Source organism: Acetobacter estunensis, assembly GCF_019083805.1.
Classification (GTDB): domain Bacteria; phylum Pseudomonadota; class Alphaproteobacteria; order Acetobacterales; family Acetobacteraceae; genus Acetobacter; species Acetobacter estunensis_A.
The window spans coordinates 19,120-38,682 of the sequence record NZ_JAHRDV010000001.1 but is presented as its reverse complement, the minus strand read 5'-3'; the positions used below and the strand labels follow the sequence as shown (position 1 = coordinate 38,682).

The 19,563-nt window shown below is 61.7% G+C and carries 27 protein-coding genes; all 27 read right to left on the bottom strand.

Going from position 1 to position 19,563, the window contains the following annotated elements; all coding sequences use genetic code 11:
• Nucleotides 1-2 precede the first annotated feature (2 nt).
• Nucleotides 3-2,063: a phage tail tape measure protein gene (locus tag KUA11_RS00295; protein ID WP_217408701.1), complete on the bottom strand. Its 2,061-nt coding sequence runs from the start codon at nt 2,061-2,063 to the stop codon at nt 3-5.
• A 15-nt stretch (nt 2,064-2,078) separates the two neighbouring features.
• Nucleotides 2,079-2,252 carry a hypothetical protein gene (locus KUA11_RS00290; protein WP_217408700.1) on the bottom strand — a complete coding sequence of 58 codons (174 nt, stop codon included), beginning with the start codon at nt 2,250-2,252 and terminating at the stop codon, nt 2,079-2,081.
• Entirely contained in the window at nt 2,249-2,887 is a 639-nt protein-coding gene (locus KUA11_RS00285; RefSeq protein ID WP_217408699.1) for a phage tail assembly protein, read from the bottom strand. Before KUA11_RS00285 ends, KUA11_RS00290 begins: the two co-directional genes overlap by 4 nt.
• Entirely contained in the window at nt 2,884-3,267 is a 384-nt protein-coding gene (locus KUA11_RS00280) for a phage tail tube protein (protein WP_217408698.1), read from the bottom strand. The genes KUA11_RS00285 and KUA11_RS00280 overlap by 4 nt, the downstream gene beginning before the upstream one ends.
• Before the next feature lie 9 nt (nt 3,268-3,276).
• Nucleotides 3,277-4,758 (bottom strand): phage tail sheath subtilisin-like domain-containing protein, encoded by a 1,482-nt coding sequence (locus KUA11_RS00275; protein ID WP_217408697.1) that lies wholly within the window; start codon nt 4,756-4,758, stop codon nt 3,277-3,279.
• Nucleotides 4,755-4,946: a DUF2635 domain-containing protein gene (locus KUA11_RS00270; RefSeq protein WP_254454581.1), complete on the bottom strand. Its 192-nt coding sequence runs from the start codon at nt 4,944-4,946 to the stop codon at nt 4,755-4,757. Before KUA11_RS00270 ends, KUA11_RS00275 begins: the two co-directional genes overlap by 4 nt.
• Entirely contained in the window at nt 4,946-5,473 is a 528-nt protein-coding gene (locus KUA11_RS00265) for a hypothetical protein (RefSeq protein WP_217408696.1), read from the bottom strand. Before KUA11_RS00265 ends, KUA11_RS00270 begins: the two co-directional genes overlap by 1 nt.
• Entirely contained in the window at nt 5,454-5,828 is a 375-nt protein-coding gene (locus tag KUA11_RS00260) for a head-tail joining protein (RefSeq protein ID WP_217408695.1), read from the bottom strand. Before KUA11_RS00260 ends, KUA11_RS00265 begins: the two co-directional genes overlap by 20 nt.
• The gene (locus KUA11_RS00255) at nt 5,825-6,115 is read right to left on the bottom strand and encodes a hypothetical protein (protein WP_217408694.1); all 291 of its coding nucleotides are present in this window, start codon (nt 6,113-6,115) and stop codon (nt 5,825-5,827) included. Before KUA11_RS00255 ends, KUA11_RS00260 begins: the two co-directional genes overlap by 4 nt.
• 7 nt (nt 6,116-6,122) lie before the next feature.
• The gene (locus KUA11_RS00250; RefSeq protein ID WP_254454580.1) at nt 6,123-7,235 is read right to left on the bottom strand and encodes a major capsid protein; all 1,113 of its coding nucleotides are present in this window, start codon (nt 7,233-7,235) and stop codon (nt 6,123-6,125) included.
• 7 nt (nt 7,236-7,242) lie between these two features.
• On the bottom strand, nt 7,243-7,650 hold the full coding sequence (locus KUA11_RS00245; protein ID WP_217408693.1) for a head decoration protein: 408 nt from the start codon (nt 7,648-7,650) through the stop codon (nt 7,243-7,245).
• Nucleotides 7,650-8,234, bottom strand: a complete 585-nt coding sequence (locus KUA11_RS00240; protein WP_217408692.1) for a hypothetical protein — start codon at nt 8,232-8,234, stop codon at nt 7,650-7,652. Before KUA11_RS00240 ends, KUA11_RS00245 begins: the two co-directional genes overlap by 1 nt.
• Nucleotides 8,235-8,257: 23 nt before the next feature.
• Nucleotides 8,258-9,070, bottom strand: a complete 813-nt coding sequence (locus tag KUA11_RS00235) for a S49 family peptidase (RefSeq protein ID WP_217408691.1) — start codon at nt 9,068-9,070, stop codon at nt 8,258-8,260.
• Nucleotides 9,067-10,749 carry a phage portal protein gene (locus KUA11_RS00230; protein WP_217408690.1) on the bottom strand — a complete coding sequence of 561 codons (1,683 nt, stop codon included), beginning with the start codon at nt 10,747-10,749 and terminating at the stop codon, nt 9,067-9,069. Before KUA11_RS00230 ends, KUA11_RS00235 begins: the two co-directional genes overlap by 4 nt.
• Complete coding sequence (gpW, locus tag KUA11_RS00225) at nt 10,749-11,033, bottom strand: gpW family head-tail joining protein (protein ID WP_368040891.1); 285 nt, start codon at nt 11,031-11,033, stop codon at nt 10,749-10,751. Before gpW ends, KUA11_RS00230 begins: the two co-directional genes overlap by 1 nt.
• Nucleotides 11,030-11,791, bottom strand: a complete 762-nt coding sequence (locus KUA11_RS00220) for a hypothetical protein (RefSeq protein WP_217408689.1) — start codon at nt 11,789-11,791, stop codon at nt 11,030-11,032. The genes gpW and KUA11_RS00220 overlap by 4 nt, the downstream gene beginning before the upstream one ends.
• A 12-nt stretch (nt 11,792-11,803) precedes the next feature.
• On the bottom strand, nt 11,804-13,957 hold the full coding sequence (locus KUA11_RS00215) for a terminase gpA endonuclease subunit (RefSeq protein WP_217408688.1): 2,154 nt from the start codon (nt 13,955-13,957) through the stop codon (nt 11,804-11,806).
• The gene (locus KUA11_RS00210; RefSeq protein ID WP_217408687.1) at nt 13,932-14,513 is read right to left on the bottom strand and encodes a terminase small subunit; all 582 of its coding nucleotides are present in this window, start codon (nt 14,511-14,513) and stop codon (nt 13,932-13,934) included. Before KUA11_RS00210 ends, KUA11_RS00215 begins: the two co-directional genes overlap by 26 nt.
• Before the next feature lie 335 nt (nt 14,514-14,848).
• Nucleotides 14,849-15,346 carry a DUF6362 family protein gene (locus KUA11_RS17400; protein ID WP_217408686.1) on the bottom strand — a complete coding sequence of 166 codons (498 nt, stop codon included), beginning with the start codon at nt 15,344-15,346 and terminating at the stop codon, nt 14,849-14,851.
• Complete coding sequence (locus tag KUA11_RS00200; protein WP_217408685.1) at nt 15,343-16,254, bottom strand: hypothetical protein; 912 nt, start codon at nt 16,252-16,254, stop codon at nt 15,343-15,345. Before KUA11_RS00200 ends, KUA11_RS17400 begins: the two co-directional genes overlap by 4 nt.
• Before the next feature lie 34 nt (nt 16,255-16,288).
• Nucleotides 16,289-16,576, bottom strand: coding sequence for a hypothetical protein (locus KUA11_RS00195; protein ID WP_217408684.1), 288 nt, complete (start codon nt 16,574-16,576; stop codon nt 16,289-16,291).
• The gene (locus KUA11_RS00190) at nt 16,573-18,102 is read right to left on the bottom strand and encodes a replicative DNA helicase (protein ID WP_217408683.1); all 1,530 of its coding nucleotides are present in this window, start codon (nt 18,100-18,102) and stop codon (nt 16,573-16,575) included. The genes KUA11_RS00195 and KUA11_RS00190 overlap by 4 nt, the downstream gene beginning before the upstream one ends.
• A gap of 3 nt (nt 18,103-18,105) precedes the next feature.
• Nucleotides 18,106-18,546, bottom strand: coding sequence for a helix-turn-helix transcriptional regulator (locus tag KUA11_RS00185; protein ID WP_217408682.1), 441 nt, complete (start codon nt 18,544-18,546; stop codon nt 18,106-18,108).
• Complete coding sequence (locus tag KUA11_RS00180) at nt 18,539-18,739, bottom strand: hypothetical protein (protein ID WP_217408681.1); 201 nt, start codon at nt 18,737-18,739, stop codon at nt 18,539-18,541. Before KUA11_RS00180 ends, KUA11_RS00185 begins: the two co-directional genes overlap by 8 nt.
• A complete protein-coding gene (locus tag KUA11_RS00175; protein WP_217408680.1) occupies nt 18,732-18,899 on the bottom strand; it encodes a helix-turn-helix domain-containing protein in 168 nt (55 codons plus the stop codon). Before KUA11_RS00175 ends, KUA11_RS00180 begins: the two co-directional genes overlap by 8 nt.
• Nucleotides 18,896-19,075, bottom strand: coding sequence for a hypothetical protein (locus KUA11_RS00170; RefSeq protein ID WP_217408679.1), 180 nt, complete (start codon nt 19,073-19,075; stop codon nt 18,896-18,898). The genes KUA11_RS00175 and KUA11_RS00170 overlap by 4 nt, the downstream gene beginning before the upstream one ends.
• Nucleotides 19,072-19,422, bottom strand: coding sequence for a hypothetical protein (locus KUA11_RS00165; RefSeq protein ID WP_217408678.1), 351 nt, complete (start codon nt 19,420-19,422; stop codon nt 19,072-19,074). The genes KUA11_RS00170 and KUA11_RS00165 overlap by 4 nt, the downstream gene beginning before the upstream one ends.
• Nucleotides 19,423-19,563: the final 141 nt, after the last annotated feature.

Here is a 19,563-nt window from a genome sequence, read left to right as displayed (position 1 = left end):
GGTCAGTTTCCCGTCGAGGTGTTGGCAGGGTCCATCGCGCGGACCTGCTGGGTTGTGTGAACCGCAAGCTGCGGCGATCCGCTTTTGACGCTCACCCGAGATCCGGGTGGCGCATTGCGATGGTCGATATCGATGGCCAGTCGAAGTTTGCCGATCGTGGCTGCCAGACCGTCTGTGTCGGCGGATGGCCGCGTTGGCACGCTTAGGGGCGGACCGCCAGCGGACAGGTTGGAGGTGATGGTATCGGTGTAGAGCGCGGCTGATGTGCCATTGCTGTCTCGGCGAGCAGGGCCACCGTGCTCCAGCCAGTTGGCGGCAGCGCCCATGCCCGCATTGTGTGCGTATCCAAGATAAGCCAAGCGCTGCCCCGGATTTGAATTTCGGTAAACAGCGCTGTGTGCCATCAGATACCGGTGCTCAAGGTCGGAATACGCCTCGAAGAACCGATCTTGCATGTTGGGGTTGCTAAGGAACTGGGCCTGCGTCGGGGCAGTTACGCCCAGATATCTTGCTGTTTCTGCAATTGCAGTCGGTGACATTTGGTAGCGACCGGCCATTCGACCGCGCCAGCCGCCCATTTTCGAATAATCATTTCCTTCAATTCCAGCGATGGAATTCCGGAAAATGTCGAATTGCCCCTGATTTGCCCCGGTATCGCGCAGCAGCATTCCGGCGTTGTAAGGCGCGCCAGTCTCGACGCGGGCCTGCTCGGCATAGGAGCGTCCCAGTCCTACGTGTGACGCCAGATTGTCGAGATAGGATGCGCCCGGAACATTCCGATCCATCCAGCTTCCCGTGCGGTCATTTGGGTCGCCCGCATTCAGCCCGGCGTTAGCGGCATATCCCGCAGCCCCCGCAAGACCGGCACGCCCCAGAAACGAGAGTGCTCCAGAAGCGCTTCCAGCGTTGACCGCGACATTGGCCGCCGCTGCATTGCGAGCAACGGATGCGAATGCCGCTCCCAGCGCCAACACGCCGCCAGTCAGAGACATGACACCCGCAATGACAGGCGCCGCGTAGATTGCCGCGATGGCACCGAGCGCTATTTCTCCGGTTCGTTTCCAGCCGCCGAGGCCGTCCACGACCCGCAGGACTTCATCGTACACCCCACGAATGTCTGTCTTGATGGTGTCCCATCCGCCCGTTCGCAGCCATGTCACGAATTGCCCGACATAGCGGGCGATATCCTGTGAAATCCACTCCCGGTTTGCTGCGATCCAGTCGCGCATCTGGGCAATGACCGGCGTGATCACTGGTTCCAGTGACTGAGCGACAGAATACCCGAAACCCTCCACAGCTTCCTGCAACCCGACCTGAGCCTGCTGAAGCCGAGCAGCTGCATCGGCGCCCTGCTTGTTGATCAGCCCGAGCCGTTCGGCCTGTCGGATATTCTGTCGAAACGCTTCATCTGTCTGCTGGAAGATCGGCAGAAGGCCTGCCGCTGCGCCCCCGAAGATCTTCGTCGCGGCAATGGTGCGAGCAGCTGGATCTCGGATCGCGCGCAGTCGCTTTGCAACGCGCTCAAACAACGCGTCCGGTGAGAGTTTTTGCAGCTCTTCAAGGCTGACCCCGAGCGCCTTGAATTGGACGACGGCCTCGGGCGCAAAGCCATGGGCAGCCTCCCAGCCCGTATTGGCGAGATTTCCCAATGCATCGGTCATGGCATTGGCGGATCCGCCAGACAGGCGCGCAGCGTTCTGCATGGCCATAAGCCGAGCTGGCGCCATACCCATGGAGCGGGCTGTCGTCCGCAGCTGCGTGCCCATCTGCGCCCAGGCGCTGGTCAGTCGATAGATACCGGCAACCGTCGTCGCGCCCGTGATCGTCCCCAGAACTGGCACGATCTGACCCAGTGAGCGAAACGCGCCCGTTGCCACGCGCCGGACCCCATCGAGGCCGGTGCGCAGATAACGCAGACCCGTGACGCTGGCGAAGCGCCCGAAGGCAGCCTGCAGGCGCCGAACGGGTGCCTGGATCGCTGCGATCCGCGCATTGATCCGCTCGAGCGTCATCGAAGCGCGATCGACCGCGCTGATCGTGACCTTTACGCCGCTATTGGCCATGGTTTTCCTTTGACGTCAGCAGCGCTGCGCCTGACGTGCCTTTTCAGCTTCTCGTTTTTGATGTGCCGAGATGCGATTGGCGTCTTCTGTCACCTGGATGAGTTCCGAACCTGTCAGCCCCTCGAGTTCGGTGCGCGTCCAGCCGGTGTAGAACTGGCTCAGGTCAGCAGGGAGGGTTTCCCAATTCACTGGCCATCGATGAAAAAACCCGTCAGATAATCCGCCGCCTTCGCAAACTGACTGATCGGCATGCGAAGCACGGCCGCGCGGGTCCATTCGCTCACGTCTTCAACGAGACGGATCTCTGCACGAAAGATGGCTTCGGGCGATCCAAGGCTTTCCCCGGCTTTGTAGCGGCGCCGTTCTTCTACGCGTGGCTCACGAAGCGTCATGAGCGTAAACGAGCGACCGCCGCCCTTGATCGGCTCCTTGAACGAGATCTCACATGAAGGCGAGAGATCCAGGCCGTCGATCAGTTGATCAGGGCGTCGTCTCGCGTTTGCTTCGAAAGCCGTAATGAAACTGACCGCTCGGTCCAGCTTACGGGTAGGAACTTTCCGCAGAAGTTCTGTGCTGCAACCCGCCACCTTTGCCACCAGTTCGATCTGGGAGTCATAGATGCTTTCGACAGTCGGTCGATACCCCATGACCCGCGCGGCCTCAAGGACCTGAAAGACACTGGGCTCTTTCAGTTCGAGACGTTCGACATCATGAACGGGAGGATCCAGCCGGATCACGCCCTGCGCCTCATCCACTGCCGATGCAGGTGCGTCATCAACGCCCCCCATCAGTTCGTCGAGATATTCGTCCGTGGGGTCATTCATGACACGGTATCCACATGCACGCTTGCACTCTCGACCTTGAGTTCCCAGGTGCCTTCCTGCGTGTTGACGACAATGGTTTCGACCTGCCAGCCATCATCGACCGTGATCACCTTGCCATTGGCCTGCTCGACCACGACGGTGAGACCACTGGACCCCTGATAATCAAGAGGGTTGAGATCCCGCCGGTCCCGCAATGTCATCTGGACATAGCCCTCGACGGGCATCGTGGTGAAACCCTCGACAGCAGACTGGCCCTTGGCGGTTTCGTTCTGCGTGCCAGCGGCCTGATACTGGCACTCACCCACGACGTTCCAGGCGACGCCATTGATGGTGGCCGTCGCGGTACCTCCAAGAGGTCCGCGATAGACTGTTCCGGACATGCGTCCCCCTTACGATTTCACGAACTGGGCATTGCCCGCGATGACCCACAACTGGTTTGCGAAGTCGTAGGGCATCAGCAGCTTCACGACGCCGCCACCGATGTTCTCGGCCACGATGTTGGCCGCGAAGGTATCGGCGTTCTGACACCACAACTGTGTGCACTGATAACGGTAACGTGACGCACAGGCCTTTCCGATCAGAGCGGCCGTAGTGGCTTTCATGCCAGCGCCGATCTTCGTGCCATCAGCGACCAGGATCGAACCGGTGAACTGCGAACCAAGGAAGATCCGCATATCCTGCAGGCAGATCTCGGCCGTGAGCAGTGTCTCGATGTCGAGGTAGCTGTTGTCCGGAAGACCTGCGGAATCTGTCTGGTATGTGGTCACCAGACGCTCAAGGGTCACCGTGCCGCTGTCATCGACCGTAAAGGTCGACATGCCGTCATAGAGAAGGCTGTTGCGCTCAGTGAGCGTAAAGCGGTTGGCATCCGTGGGCGGCAGGACCGTGAGCGAAACACCCGTCACCGGAAGCGCCGGATTGGTCCGCATGCTTACGGCCACCTGGGCACCGATCTGGGCTGCCCAGATCAGCGGAGACGACGGACTGTCGGCGATCGGCATGATCGTCGCGTGCTCATCGTTGAGCGTGATCCCAAAGGCCGTGGCCTGCCCAAACGTGCCGCGATAGGCGGTGATCGCATGCCCGTAGAGCTGCACCATGGCAGCCCAGCGCCCCGTCGATGTGCTGAGCCATTCTTTCAGCGCGGTGAGAGAACCCGTATCCGTGTAGGGATGGAGGATCAGATCGTAGATGCGCTCGCCCTGATCGGCGAGGACATCCGCGATATTCGTCGGGTTTGTCGTGCCGCCGGCAAAGGCATTTGTCGTGACCGTGAGGCCTGCCGGAACTGACTGGCCACCGGCCGGTCCGAGAAGAGCCACGCCCAGCAGGACATCATTGCCCGCCATGCCCTTGTTCTTGGCCGTGAGCAGAAGATTGCTCGACGGGCCGGCACTTGCGTTGACTGGGATGCCCGCGACATTCCCCACAGCCGTGACAGCGGATGCGATGACCGTGGCTGCCGTATCGCCTGCCGAAACACCAACCGAGACAAGCTGATCTCCAATGTAGAGCGGCAGGGTGCCTGCCTCAGTTGCGGTGCCCGAAATAACGAACCCGCCGGTCGCAGGTTGTGCGGATGTGTCGTCGGAGAGGGGCAGCACCCACACTTCGCCCGTTGTATCGATCGAGCGGTAGGCCTTGACCATGGCAGCGCACTGGGAGCCCGCGCCATATTTGGCGACCGCATCCGAGTAGCCGGCTGAGATCGTCGCAACGCCGGGTGTTCCGGTCCCTGAGATCATCTGCGCCATGATCAGCACACGGCGCGTGACGGTTGCGGTGTTCGCCTTCGAATTATCGAGAGAGAAGTAGAAGCCCGGAACGCGGTTGCTGTCCGAATAGCCGGGAACAGTGATGGATCCGCTCATTCCGCATGAGTCTCCTCGGTTGCAGGCGGCAACTGCGGGGCAGCATCCGCCACTTTCACGACGTCTCCACTCCGCAGGCGGCGCCGCCAGAAATCGGTCTCAGGCACGTTCTCACCATCGGTAGCGAGCAGCCGACGGCTGTCCGGCCAGCGCACTGCGCGACCCTCAGCCGGTTTCACACGCATCATCAGCTTGTTTCCTGAAGTGTGTTCACCGAAAAATCGGCGAAATCACTATTGCCATTGGCACTCATCGTGCCGTCGATTTCCACGAGAGGCGTTCCGGCAGCCGGAAACTCCTCGATATATTCAAGACCGAGCAGCATCTGCAGTTCACCGACGTGATCGGCGCCTTCACTCGACACAGTGATCGATGTGCGTATTTCGGTGACCTGTGTGATCGCACTTTGGAGTGCGACGTCCGTCATGAGCGCCAGCTCAATCTGTTCCGCAAAAGCCTCAAGTTGCAGCTGGCATTTCCCCGGCGTTCCGGGTGCCACGATCCCGCGCAAGGCCAAGGTCGCCACGCGGGTGAAGTCCGGAGCATTACGCCCGTTACTGGTAGCCTGATCGTCAGGAACCTGTAGATACACGACCGGAAGCTCAGGTTTCGTGGTCGGCCAGCTGCGGGCCGTAAAGACCTTTTCGCCGGCGAACGTGCGCCCGACGAGTGCCTGCGCTGCCAACTCCCGCAGTTCAGCGCGGTAGAGGGTCATTTTCGCTGTCCGCCTTATTGAGGATGAGAGAGGCGGCGCCGTGGCTGTCCGGGCGCATATCCTGCAACCGGTACCAGAGGCCCCGGATCTGGAAGAGATCGCCTTGGACCGGATCGGTCGCGAAATCCGCTAGTCGAATTCCGAGAACTGGAGAGGACGTCGTCACATGGACGGGCGTGACGCCGTCATCCGCCCCAAAGGTATCGATCGCGCGAAAGCCTTCATCGAAGATTCCCCGGATCTGCACGTCACCATTGGAAGACTGCCCACGCCAGACGACGGTCTCGCCGAACGTGTCCTGACACGGCCCCAGCACGAGACCGCTCCAGTCGAACGGCCCCGTGCTGCCGCTCATGCGCCAGCGCCGGCGTTCGGCCCGTTCTGCTCGGGAGGCGGCGTCATCTCGGGCGCCTTGGGAGGCGGAGCCGTTTTCACACCATCGGCTCCCGCCGCCTTAACCACCGCCACCGCCTCATTTTCACTGGCGACGCGAGCAATACCACGCCCCTCCCACCAAGTGGCCAGCGCCTTGGAAACCTCCAGGCGCGTACCGATGGGATGCGGCGCAGCGCCTGCGGTGGGGTAGATCAGCCGCTTCGTAATGACGGCGACCTTCTCGTCTGTTTTCTCATTGGCTGCCATGATGACCTCAGATGCCGGGAGCGGGAACGTCAGAGCCGGCGGCCATGACGGTGGCGGCGAACGATGCGTTCACTCGCGAGGGAATGACGATCGGTGCGGACTGCATCAGCAGATTGATCGCCGCCGGGTTCTTGGAGAACCAGAGCTTCGGCGCATAGGCGAGGCTCTGATAATTGAACTCGGGATCGAAGATCAGACCAAAGGCCCGTGTTCCCTCAAGGGCAGGCGAGGTCATGATGACCGTGCCATCCGGGATCATCGGACTTTCTTCATCGGTGTCCGGATCGACGTACCAGTCATTGTAGAGCCAGAGGCGGAACTGCCCCCAGCGGCCCATTTCGATGGCGCCCTGCTTCATGGCGCCACCGAGATTGGCACTGCTGTCGCCTGAGCGGTCCATCCAGATTGCGTTGAGCACCTTGATGTCGTTCTTGAACGCGTTCCAGGTGCTGTTCGTGAAGATGATATCCGTCGGGGCTGCGCCGGATTTCTGCAGCATCGTCGCCGCCCAAGAGGTGAGGTAGTCAGACGGATAGATGCCCGTCTGACCCCACTGAGCACTGCCGGAGAGTGCAATGGTCAGGGCGCTGTCGCGCTGGAAATCCACCAGGATCGGCTCGGGAAAACCTTCACCCGTGATCGTGACAGATCCGTTGACGAGTGCCTGTGCCGCCATCCACTCAAGGCGGCGTTGGATCATGTCGATCTGGTCCGCCATTTCCCAGGCGAGATTGGCTTCCAGCCGTTCCTGCGGGCTCATGGCGCCCATCAGCCGCTCGCCGATATTACGACGCACCGGCTTGAGGAGATCCGGATTGCGGAAGTCCTTGATGTAGGCAGGCTTGAACAGGTTGGTCTGCCAGCGCCGACTTTCCACCGGCTTGCCTTCGACCAGAGGCGAGCAGAACGGCGCCATGCGACGCTTACCGACATCGACGTCGATCGCCACTTCCGGCGCGTCGGACTCGACGATGTTGGGAAAAAAGCTGTCCAGAAGAAAGGTCTGGGCAAGCTTGAGGTTGCGGACGAAGTAGACCAGCTCAGCAGTCGTGTAGACGCTGAGCGCAGCGCCCAATGTTCCGATCTCGCCCTGCATGGGCGCAGCGGTGGTAGCAGGCATGAGGACCTCAGACGATATCGTTAGAGAGGGCGGTCTTGACGAAGACCGGGGGAGCCATGGCGGCCGCGAGCGTCTGAGCGGTCCAGCTGGAATCGAAGGTGAGATAGTTCGAGTTGAACTCGCCCATCTTGTAAATCGACCCGCTTCCCGTCGCGCTGGCGCTGGTCGTCACAGCGTCAACCATCACGGCCACAGGCGTCTGGCTGCCGTCCGTCGCTGTGGCGACCGACAGGATGTAGACGCCGGTCGCCGTCACCTTGCCCATGGCTGAGCCGCGCACCAGCGTCTGATTTTCGCCAATGGTGACATCGGCCGTCACGAGCTTGAGATTGCCCGCAATCAGCTGATCCGGGACGAAGGTGTCCTGCTGGGCCGAAGGGTAGAACCCGTAAGCGTTGCCGTTGCTTCCCGACATCAGTTTGTTCCTCCACGTCGGCCACTGATTGCAGCCGCCAGCCGCGAACCGGGCCGATTTTCAGTCTGGGCGCCAGGAGCAGGCACAGCCTGTCGCCCTTCGGTGGCCATGCGGTCCCGCAGGGCAGGCGCCCGGCGAGGCTGTTCCTGCGCCACAGCGGGAGCCGCTGCCGGCATCGCGCTCAGCAGCCGAACAGCGGCAGAACGGCCGAGGGTGGTGTTGAAGGCAATCTCGGCGGCCGCAGCTGGATTGCGACCAGCCCCTTCGGACGCGAAGATCGCGGCGCAACGCCCACGCTCACGGGCGCGTGCCTTGGCCTTGTCATCGTCCTTTTCGTCCTCGGCGTCGGTATCGTCGTCACCATCTTCGTCAGGATCACCGCCGGTATCGTCGGCCTTCCGGGCTTTCTTGCCCTTCTTGCCGTCTTTCGGATCGGTTTCGTCGTCCTCAGGATCGGGATCGCCGTCTGCTCCTGTGGCGTCGCCGTCGTTCTTCGGATCCTTGTTATCGTCAGGATCTTCGGCACGGACACCATTGAGATGCGCGAACGGGCTCTTCGCCGCCGCGGTGCGCGGTGCGCTCATACTTTTCTCCATTTCGGAAAATGTCAGTTCAGATTGGCCTGCAGATCCAGCAGCGCCGCATCGGGGCTCATCACGGCATCAGCCAGACCGAGCTTGACGCCGTCTTCACCAAGGAATGTCTCCGCTTTCATGTCGCGGATTTTCTGGGGATCGAGACCTCGGTTACGCGCGACCAGTTCGACGAACATCTCACCGAGCCGGTCGATCGTGTCCTGCGCACGGGTCTTCGCGCCATCGGTAAGAGGCTCGACCTCGAGCATTTCCGCCTTGTGTTCGCCATAGCGGAACACGGTGACGTTGATGCCGGCCTCATCTAGCATCCTGCTGACGTCCGTATGGAGCATCAGGACGCCGATGGATCCGGTGCCGCCTGTGCGGGGCACCGTGATCGTCTGCGCCGAACTCGCCAGCGCGTAGGCTGCCGAATAGGCCTCATCGGCCAGAATGGCGACGATCGGCTTGATTGCCCGCGCCTGGTAGATCCTGTCGGCGATATCGAACAGGCCCGAGACCATACCGCCTGGGCTGTCGATATAGAGGACGATCGCCTGGACGGATTGATCGTTGAGCGCTTCCTCAAGCCGCTCCGCGATATCTCCGTAGCCGGTCACGTAGGGATAGCCCCAGCCGACCTTGCCGGCGATCAGCATGCCCCCGATCCCGATGACGGCAATCCCGCCCTCATTCCAGAGCGGTGCGCCCGACCAGAAGTCCCCATCGTCGTCGAACAGGGCTGTCACACCCGCCGTCCGCAGCATGTGCTGCAGAACGGCTGCGCGCGCGTCGGACAACGCCAGAGGGCGGTTCAGAACCGCGTCTGCCTGGACACGCCTCATTTTTCCTCCGGTTTCGTTGCGGTTTGTGATGCAGGCTCAGCCCCACTCCACTCGGGGAGCGGGATGTTGCGTTCGTTGAACGCCGCGATTTCGATCGCGCGCTGGTCGAGGTGCTCTTCCCAATCCGCGCCCTCATTGACCGCGCATTCGGTTTCCAGGGTGGAGAGACCGGCGTCCATCCCGAGTATCGCACCCTGCTTTTCAGCGACCGGGTCGATCCAACCACGACCAGGCGCAAGCCATTTGCAGCGGGAATAAGCATATTTGGCCTCCACGAAGTCCGGTGCGTTGCGGGGAAGAGGAAGGTCATCGACCTCCATCATCTCTTCGATGACCGCGGCCCTGACGGGTGATGCGAACCCGATTTGGAAATCCTCCCGTCGCCGGGCAAGCGTCTTCCAGGCCTCCAACAGGGCGCCGCGCGCTGACGAATAGTTCACGTCGGACCAGTCGTTGCTCAGCTGGAAGGAGGCCATGCCGGCTCCTGTCGCGACGTTCCCCAACACCGCCTTTTCAAAATCACGGAAATTGCTGGTGGGACGTGCTGCGCTGACGGTTCCGATCTTTTCGCCTGGGAACAGCATCGGAATGCGCGATCCCTGAATGCTCAGGTTCCGCCCATGATTCCAGGCAAGCTGCTGCTCCCATCGCGCATTGAACATGCCTTCGTTCGGCATGCCCGGATCGAGGGCTTCGGCCGTCATCTGGTGGTCGAAAGGACTCTCGACATACGCCGCGAAGACGCTGTTGATGATTGCGGCATCCAGTTCGGTCCCATCATACTTGATCAGCATCTTCAGGCGCTGGACCACAGGAGCGAGCATACCCGCTCCGCCCCGGTGCTGCGCCGCCCGATGGTGTTCGAACATGTGAACGACCTGTCGGCGTCCCCAGCTGGTCTCGCGCGGAATACGCTCCCACTCGACGCTCTGCGCCGCGCTATACCAGTCCGACTGATGCGCTCGACGGATATGATAGGCGATCGGACGGCCGCGATCGTCGATCTCGACCCCGCCACGCATCAGCCGCAGATCCATCATCATCTGTGGATTGCTCAGACGATCCGGATCGATGATCTGGACCGTAGTCGCGTAGCGCGCGCGGCCATAACCGACCGCGTCTTCGTCCCAGGGCAGAATGGCCAGAGCATCTCCATCGATGAGCAGGTGTCGAAAGGCGAGGTGCATCTGCTGACCGAAGGTCTGCATGCGTTCCGCGTCGTTCCAGTTGTCCGGACAGTTCGCCCATAGCCGCCACCGGGCATCGATAGCCGCGCCGAACTCGCGTGCCCAATGAGCGTCGAAGGCATTGTTGCCGCTGATCTGAGCAAGTGCTCGGTAGTCAGGCTTGGCAACCGGACGCAGATTGACGCCGACAGCGTTGTCCAGGGTGCGGGTGATGGCGCCCGAGGCCCAGCCATCATTGCGCACCAGATCGCGGATACGGCTGACGATCGTGTCGCGATACGGATTGATCTCCGTATCGGCGGAATACAGGATCGGCTGCCAAGTCGAGAGATGCTGCCCCCAGTAATCCGCCGCATCGTAGGGAATACCCATGGGCGCATTGAGCGCATGAGCGCGCCGAGGATCCGGGGCCTTCGGCTCAGTGCGCGCCACTCCCGTTCCGGGCGAGTCACCGCGAACGACCGAGGCGATCCGAGAAAGAAATCCTGCCATCAGAAGAACGGCCTCAGGGCACGCCGGCGACCGATACCCAACTGGCGCTGGATCTGCATGATCAGGGCGGTGAGCGACGGAATGCTGGCGGCCGTGTAGGTCACCGAACGTGATCCATCGCCCTGAGCATACGAAACACTGACGGGCTTACCGCCTGTGGTCAGCTGCATCAGAGCATTCTGGGCTGACGCGAGGGCAGCCTGCAGCTGATCGCGGCTCATCCCGGCGAGAATGCTGGTGTCCGGATTGTAGAGCTTCCCGACGGGGAAGACTGGATATGTCACTTCAACCCCCTGCGTCGGAACGCTTTGATGACTTCTTCCTGCACGATCCGGTCCTGCCGGCGCGCAATGGTCTGTTCGACAATCTGCTCAACAGGCAGAATTGCTTTGTAAGTTGGAATTCTCGGGGTGAAGCGAATGATTTGTGCCACTTTTCCAGGGCCAACCAACTTATAAATGCCCGTTGGGAGACCACCTCCACGCTCACGCGCGATAAAGTATTCACTTCGTTGGCCGGCTGCATTTTTCCTTTGCTTTTGAAGGCGACGTGCAGTTCGGTCGCCCATGTTCATGTAAGCGGACGTGCCCGACATCAAATTAAAACGGCTGAGTATCTGGAGCAGAACACTTCTCGGAATGTTTCCGTGGCGATCCAGCGGTGCATCTTTGCCTGGAACTGCGTATTGGCCTTGTGACAATGGAGCTAAATCACGCTCGAATTTCTTCATATCCCGTCGCCCTCCGTGAATTTCAGGGCCAAGATATTTAACGGCGGCAGTTCCTTTGGGAGCCATGTCTTTCGTCATGACAGCAGCTTCCAAATTTTTTGGCGTTGCTGTTTGAATCCAGAAACTATTCAGCGTGAAGGTCTTGGGTCGATCGAATACTTCTTCCATTCGATCCCGGATTTTCAGTCGGGCTCCAATTGCCAGACGATTGAGCGCGCTCGCGGCAGCCCTCGGTATCTCCTTCTCCGACAGGGCGCTCAGATCTCGCATTAGCTTCTTCGCATCGAGGCCGACCTTGAGATCGAGCGCCATGTCCGTTCTCCTCTAACCGTTCGACCCATACTTTCGGGCAAGTTCCGCCATTCGCTCAGCCGTGCTCTTGGCCTGTGGAGCGGCAACAGGGAGAGCCGCAGGACGGCTGTCCGTTGTCTGGTTCGGCTTGGGCACCTCGGCGTCCGCAATGATCTGCTTCACCAGCACGTTTTGATCCCACGGTGCTGCCCAGGCGGGCGGTCGTGTCCAGTCGATCCGACGCAGCCCATGTAGGCTGGCCATCACGTCGGTCATGACCAGAAGGTCGAGGACCTCGTTACGTGAGGACGACGTCAGTTTCTCCCATCGACCATCGTCCCGCCGGCGCTCCGAGACGATCTGCTCGAAGAAGGGATGCGGCGGCTCCGCAGCCCGAAGCGCATACGGGAAATGCACGCACCAGGGACCGGCATCTGCCCGCTGCAACTGCGTGACCGCATCATCCTTGAACCGGTTCGGATTGAAGGATCCGAGCGGAATTTCGCCCCGTGCGGCCGCGTTGCGATCCTTGCGCTGCGTGTTCGGGTAGGACACCGACAGCGATGCCGCATTCAGATTGGACGCGCCCTTGAGCGGAAGGATCGTCCAGGCCTCACGCCCTTCGATCTGTCCGATCATCCGTGCTCGCATCGCCCGTCGCGCACGCTTCCACGCACCGTAGGCCTGCAGGGTGACACCCTCGGATCCGCCTGAGTCGTAGCCTATGGCAAGCACCCGCATGCCGCGTCGACTGCCGTCTGCCAGCGGATAAAGCGTTTCCGACAAATCGGTGAGCAGGCGATCCCAATCCTCGGGGCTGGTAGCGGGATCCGCGGCGACACGGCGGTGCTCGATGATCCAGCTTTCGCCGTCCACGCCCCAGCCGCGCGTCAGCAGTTCGAAGCGATTGGCCTGAATATCCACGCCCACGGTGAGGAATCGCACGCCTTCGGGCACGAAGCCCAACTGCAGGCCGGGTTCGGCCCGGTCCGCCAGCGCGGCCGCATCCAGCGACCCGATCCGACGTGGCGACTGGTAGGGCACGCCCAACCGCTTGACGGTGACTTCGCGGAGATCCTTGTCGTCGCCCGTGGTCGCGTAATCCCGCTGGGCTTTGGCGGCCTCACGCGCCAGGGTGCCGATACCGCCTGTCACGAAGGGCGACATCAGGCCGGTGATCCAGAAGCCCGCGATGTCGCTGCGAAGCAGTTCGCCCGTGACCTCGCCCTCGACCGAGATTTCTTGGCCAGCGCCAACCCAGACACCGTCCAGGTTCATCGTGCGCCGCCACCGGTCCTCGATCAGAGAGCCGCAGCATGGACACTGGAGCGCCGCCGCCTCGCGGATCTCATCAAGCGGGGCATCCTCGGGCCAGTGCAGCGTCATCTGGCGCACTGCTCCGGGCGTCGGGCTGGAGAAGCCGTTGCAATGCGGGCACGGCCACCACCAGGTGCGGCGGTCGCTGTCCGCGTAGAGCTTCATGATCCCGTCAGTCCACTGGGATGGCTCTGCTCCCTGCGCGCGGTCAGGATGGCTCTCGACGTAGACCATGCTCTCGGTGCCGAAGCTGTCGCGCCGGATGGAGAACAACTTGTAGGCGTCCCCCAGATCCTTGGGGAACGCATCCAGTTCGGTCGCGATGATGCGCGGTGCCGACTTGGAGATCATGTTCGAATAGGTGGCCGATAGAAACTCGACCCACATTCCCTGGAACCGCTTGAACTTCATCGAGCGATCTTTGGGCAACGTCCCCAGCCGCTCCTTCATAACGGGGTGGCTGTCGATCATCGGCTCGATTTCGCGCTTTACGTAGCTCTCCAACGCGTCCTCGGTCTGGGCATAGACCAGCATATCGGCCGGATCGATCTCGACCGATTGCCCGATCCAGTTCTGACCACAAGCCGTCTTGCCCGAGCGCGCCGGCCCTACAACGGCCGTGGTGAGATGCGTGCGGCTGGTGAGCGACTGCATAGGGCCAACGAGGTAAGGCGCCTCGTCATGTGACCACCGACCAACATACCCGCCGCCCCTATTGTCCAGGAAACGGTTGCGCTCGGCCCATTCGGCCACGTCCATCTTCTCGGCCGGGAGATAGGCCTTCAGGGCGTTGCGAACGATCTGTCGCGGATCCGCGAACTGGACGTCGCCCGGCATCAGATCGTCAGGTGAGGTTGAGCTGTCGCTCATCGGCATCCGGTTCCTCATCGAGGAGAGCTAAGGCATCGCGCACTGACTGGCGCTGCATGTCCGCGAAGCGCGCCTCGATGGAGCGCATCTGGGCGTCCGACCAGCGTTCCTGCTGACCGAGGCGTCGGATGAAGCTGGTCGCATCACGGTTGAGCCGCGCCAGCGCCGCCTGGAACAGCTGCTCCACCTCGGCGGCGATCACGAGCTGCCCGGACCGCTCAGCCTCCTTTCGCTTGAGGTCGCGCAGCTTCCACAGGTCGATCTCTTCCTTGGTGGAGAGCCGCCGCCGGTTGTCCGACACGGGATCCGGGGCAGGGAAGAGATCGCCGAAGCTCAGCTGAAGCGCCATCAGCTGCTCGTCGCGTCCGGCCTTCTGTTGCGCCTCTTCCTCGCGCCGCTCGGAGAGGAACGCGAAGACCGCCTCGACATCGAACCGATAACTGGAGCCGTTGGTGCCACGCTGCGCGACCGGAAATTCCGGCCACCGCTCCATCCAGGCCGTTAGCGTGGGGAGGGAGACCTTCAGCCGCCGCGAAAGCTCACGCTTGTTGAGCATGGGAGTGGCGTCGGCAGGCCGAGCAGCAGATGCAGCGGTGCCAGACGACAACAACAACAACAGAAACCCTTATTTTGTTTGGTCAAAAAGTCTGTCTGACCGGGGCGCGAATAACCCCCGGAGCGTGACCCTCCCAGGAAGGACCCACGCGAAATGCATAGGAGGGGGCCGGGCGATGCGCCGGGCGCATGACTCACGTCTTCATGAGTTGAGCGCATGCCTTCGCATCCGCGACGCATGGCTCTAACGAAAAACGGCGCGCACCCCGCTGGATGCACGCCGCCTCATCATGTCATCCCAGATAGTGCATTCTGGGGAATTTGGGGAGAGGAAAATTACAGATGGCGAATTTTTTTTCCGATGAGCTCACAGGCGCGTCTATGCCAAGCCTTGGCCGTCTTATGGTCTATTCCAAGCAGACGTCCCAGCTTCCGCCATTCCCAGTGGAACTTTCCCGAGATCGGGTTCACGATCAGGCGCTTGTTCACCACGGTCCGCAGGCGCTGGTCATCGAGCAGGCTCACCCATTCAAGTGCTACGTCCATGCGGGCGATTGCATCCGCAGATGGTGGCGGCAGAACATCGTCGCTGTCCCGCAACCAGCACAGATCGTCCACGTCGACCACCACGTCGGGCCAATGCGTCTTCATGCCGGCAGGACGCAGGCCTTTCATTCGAATGGTGGCCAGCGTCAGCCCGGCTTCGTTCAGCCATTCCTCGACCTGATCGACAACAGGACGGTCTGACGAGAACTCGGTCGGGCGGCGCTTGCGGATCGCGATCCCCGAGAGATCGACGTACTCGCCGTCAGCGCCTTGGATGGTCGCACTCACGCCGCCCGTGCCTTGGCAAAGTCCTCCAGGCGCGGCCGCTCATCCTTGGCGCCATTGCGCAGCCAGTCCTTCATCGCGGCTTCCCAGTCCTTTTCGGCCAGGTGATCGGCAACCGTCAGCGGCGCGCTGGCATCTGCCGCTTCGATCGCCTTGGCCACGCCCTTCTGGAAATAGCCGAAGCCATTGATGCGCCGCCCCGCCTTGGTTTCACGCTCGACGATACGCTCGATCTCGTCGAGAACCACGCGCTCAATCCGCTCGGCGCTCAGGCCGCGCTTGAGCCCGTCGCCAGCCCACTGGCGAGCGCAGAGGTAGTTTCCCAGGTCTTTCGCCAGATCGTAGCCCGCAGCCTCGAACGCCTTCGGCCCAATGCGCTTGTAGACCGCATCGATCTGATCCTTGGTGGGTTCCAAGCTAGCTGTAGCTTTAGAGATATCTGTACCAGCTAGCTTAGCTATAGGCGCGCGCGAACCCGGTTGGGTTTCGGTTTGGGTTTCCGTCATCGCTGATTTTCCTCCTGAGATGGCCATAGGCGGCAGGTAACGCTGAGCAGGATCGGTGCGCTCATTGATCCGCTTTTTTGGCGGTCGACCGCCCTTTGCGCCGTTGATCCGGTTCGCGATCGTGCGCCGGTCGGGCTGCAGTTCACGCGGAAACCCGAGCGTGCCGGTTTCTGCATCCCATACGATGAGTTCGGTTTTGGATTGGGTTTCCATCTGGGTTTTGAATTCGGTTTCCGTCATGCGAAACCGAAGGCGCGCAACATCCGCGATGTGCGGCATGCGACCTGCGCCAAACACGGCACGCCCATCCGCACCACATTCGATTATGAGCCACATTAATTTGACCCAGAACCAACTTGCCGCATCGTCCATCGCTAGGAGGCGTAGGTCGGTTGTCGCCATCAAGCGCACTATCTCATTAGGGTTTTTTCTGGCCATGTCAGTACGCTTTCAACCGGAAACCATCGAAGGCCGGTTCCATGATCTGGCGCTCGACGAGATGCGTGAGCGCCAGTTCGAATTCGGATGGATCAGCCGCCAGCAGGCGGCACAGATCGGCTATAGACACAGCACGGCCTGCGGGCGGTTGCCGCAATTCCGGCATCGCGTCGGCAATGTCGGCGATCTGGAGCCACGCGGCGCGTGCGGCAAGCGGGAGCAATTGCCACCTCTGATCGGTCATGATGACGCGGGCATGGCGTCCGGGGCGTTGGCGCAGCGGTCTCATGGCAATTCATCCTCGCGCTGGACGCTCCACGCCGGGCCGCGATCATCCTCGAATGTGTCGCGGAACCATGTGGAGTAATCGGTGAATTTCAGATGGCACGTGCCGGTCGGCCCCTGACGGTTCTTTGCGATCAGGACTTCCGCCTTGCCTTCAGATCCGGCAACGCGCGCGGCGAGAGCGCTGCATCGGTTTGCATAGTCCTCGTTGCTCTCACGGTCTTTCCGCTGCAGACCGCCATCCGCGAGCTTCTTCAGGTAGTAATGCTCGCGATGCAGGAACATCACCATGTCCGCATCCTGCTCGATCGCGCCGGAATCGCGTAGGTCGGCCAGCTGGGGACGCTTGTCCTCGCGCCGTTCGTTCTCGCGGTTGAGCTGCGCCAGCACGATGATCGGCACCTTCAACTCGGTGGCGAGTTGCTTGAGCTGACGTGACACCAGCGTCGTGCGCTCATAGGGTTTCATGTCGGCCTGTTCTGATCCAGACGACATAAGCGAGATGTAATCCACCACGATCAGGTGCAGGCCGCGCTTGCTGCGAGCCATTCGACGCGCACGTGACCGAAGCTTTGCAACGGTGATGGCCGGTTGGCTGTCGATCTCCAGTGACAGTGCCGCCGCGGCGCGCTCGCCGTCTTCGAGGTCGCGCCATTGCCAGCTTGTCAGTTCCTCGCGCTCGCCCGTCTCAAGATCTTCGGGGACATCGTAGCGACGTCCGGTGAAGACCGACTGTGTGGAGAGATGCGCCCACGCAGCGCCGGCACGGGCACCGAGTTGAGGCGGCGTCATCTCACCCGACCAGAACAGCACGCTCTCGCCTGCGGCGGCCGCGCGGATCGCGACGCCGAAACCGAGCGAGGTTTTGCCCATGGCGGGCCGCGCGCCGAGCACATAGATGCCTGTCGGCAGCATGCCACCTGTCATGCGATCAAGTGCCCGATAACCCCACGTCGTGCCAGCCAGACCGCTACCGCGCTTTGAGGCTTCCAGTGCCTGCTGGCGGGCCTGCTCCATTGAGTCGGCGAGCGTGACGGTCAATTGCTCCTCACCCATGCCACGCGCCAAGGCCAGCAGTCGTGTTTCGATCGTGTCCACGATGTCGCCGGCAAGGGCATCTCCCGGACGACAACAGAGGTCGAGTGTTTCCGTGCAGGCGGTAAACAGGCGGCGGCGCACCCACGCATCCTTGATCGTCAGGGCGTAATCCCGCGCGTTCATGATGCCGACGGTTGCGATCAGCAGCGCCTTGAGAACATCGGGCGCCGTGGTGCGGCCGAGCAACGGATCACCCTCGATATGCGCCCTGACCGTAATCGGATTTGCATCCGTGCCAGCGTTGATCAGGTTGCGGCAGACCTCATAGATCCGACCATGGATCGGCACGGCGAACTGGACGGGTTCAGTGATGTCATCAACGCGTGCGAACGCCTTGTTATTGGTCAGGATCGCGCCAAGAAGCGCCTGCTCCGCATCCACGTTCGCCGGTGGCTCACGCAGAGCGTTCGTGAAGAGACCGCCATCAGCCACGGTTTATTCTCCAGCAATTTGATTTTTGGTGGGGGCGGTTTTCATGAAACGGGTGACCGGTCCGCCAAATCCGAGGCCGGCAAGCACACTGTCGAGCCCGCGACGCCCGTTGAGAATATTGTTCAGCGTCTGACGTGACACGCCAAGTTGCTTGGCCGCCTCGACCTGCGTCGGAAAATTCCGCTCGAATGTATTCAGTTTTTCGTAAACCTGCCGCTGCGAGACGTAGGCGCCGCGCTGGCCCGTGACCGGATACATGGTGACCGGACGAAGACCGACAGCATAGGCCGCCGCCGCGTGCATGCGCTCAGCATTGCGGGTCTCGTAAACACGACGCTCATTCAGCCCGTGAAGCCGCGCGAACTTTGCCACACCACCCGCGTCGCGGATCGCTGTATTCAGTTTCCCGTAAAAATCAGCGAGCCCAACCGAGACTTCACACATACCAAAGCCCCCAGCACCACTTCATGAGCGAGGGATCCACGCGGGTCATTCCGCCCGATACACGCACCTGATGGTCCAGATCGGCCGGGACGTGGCCTTTCTTCAGCGCTGAAAGATCGAGCGGCCGGCGAGGAATACTGTATGGGCGCTTGCGCGGTGCGGCGCCGAATTTGCGCGGCTGGACCTTAGCCATTCTGGGCCACCATCGCGCCATCAAGCTGATCGGCTGCAAGTTTGCGCAGCTGCTTCACGCGGCGCTCGGACAGCCCGATCACGCGCGCAATCGCGCGAATGCTGAAGCCCCTTTCGGAAAGGGCGCGAACGGACGCCGCGATGCGGTCCGATGACATCATGCCGGGGGAATCCTTCCTGAGACGAACCGCTCAAGGCGACGCAGCCGCCTGAGACGGCGCCGGATCACGCGCGTTTCACGCCGGATCCAAAGCTGGGTGAGTTCGAGCCGGTACCGGAAGGCAATGCCTGCCGACATGCCGGCGACGAGCACGAGCGCAAGCAGCTGTTCCTTCATCGGAACCCCGCATCATGCGTCGCGAATTCTTCCTCGAGCGCGGCCAGTTCCGCCGCGATATGCTCTTGCCGGGCGCGCAGGGACGCGAGGCGTCGTGTGCGCACCGCCTCCCATTCTTCCGCTCGCACGCTCCGCAGTTCCCGGTTCCAGGCAGCCCGCACACGGCGTTCCGTCAGACCGAAAATACGCGCGACCTCACGAAACGCGCCCTTGAGACCGGACGCGCGACGCTCCGCCACCTCCTCGCGGACCATGTCCTGGAACTGATCGGTGAGGGTGCTACCGGACATCGTCTGCACCGGCGTCTTGGGTGAAATACCCACGTTCTTGGGTGAGATACCCAACATCTTGGGTGTCCTTCCTGCCATTGTTGCCTGCGGGGACAGGAGCAACTGGAGAAGGGGAAGCGAATGACCGCATCACGACCGGAGCCTTGGCGCTCCGGTCGTGGCGGCCCACCATGGGGTCGCCAAACACAACCATGGAGG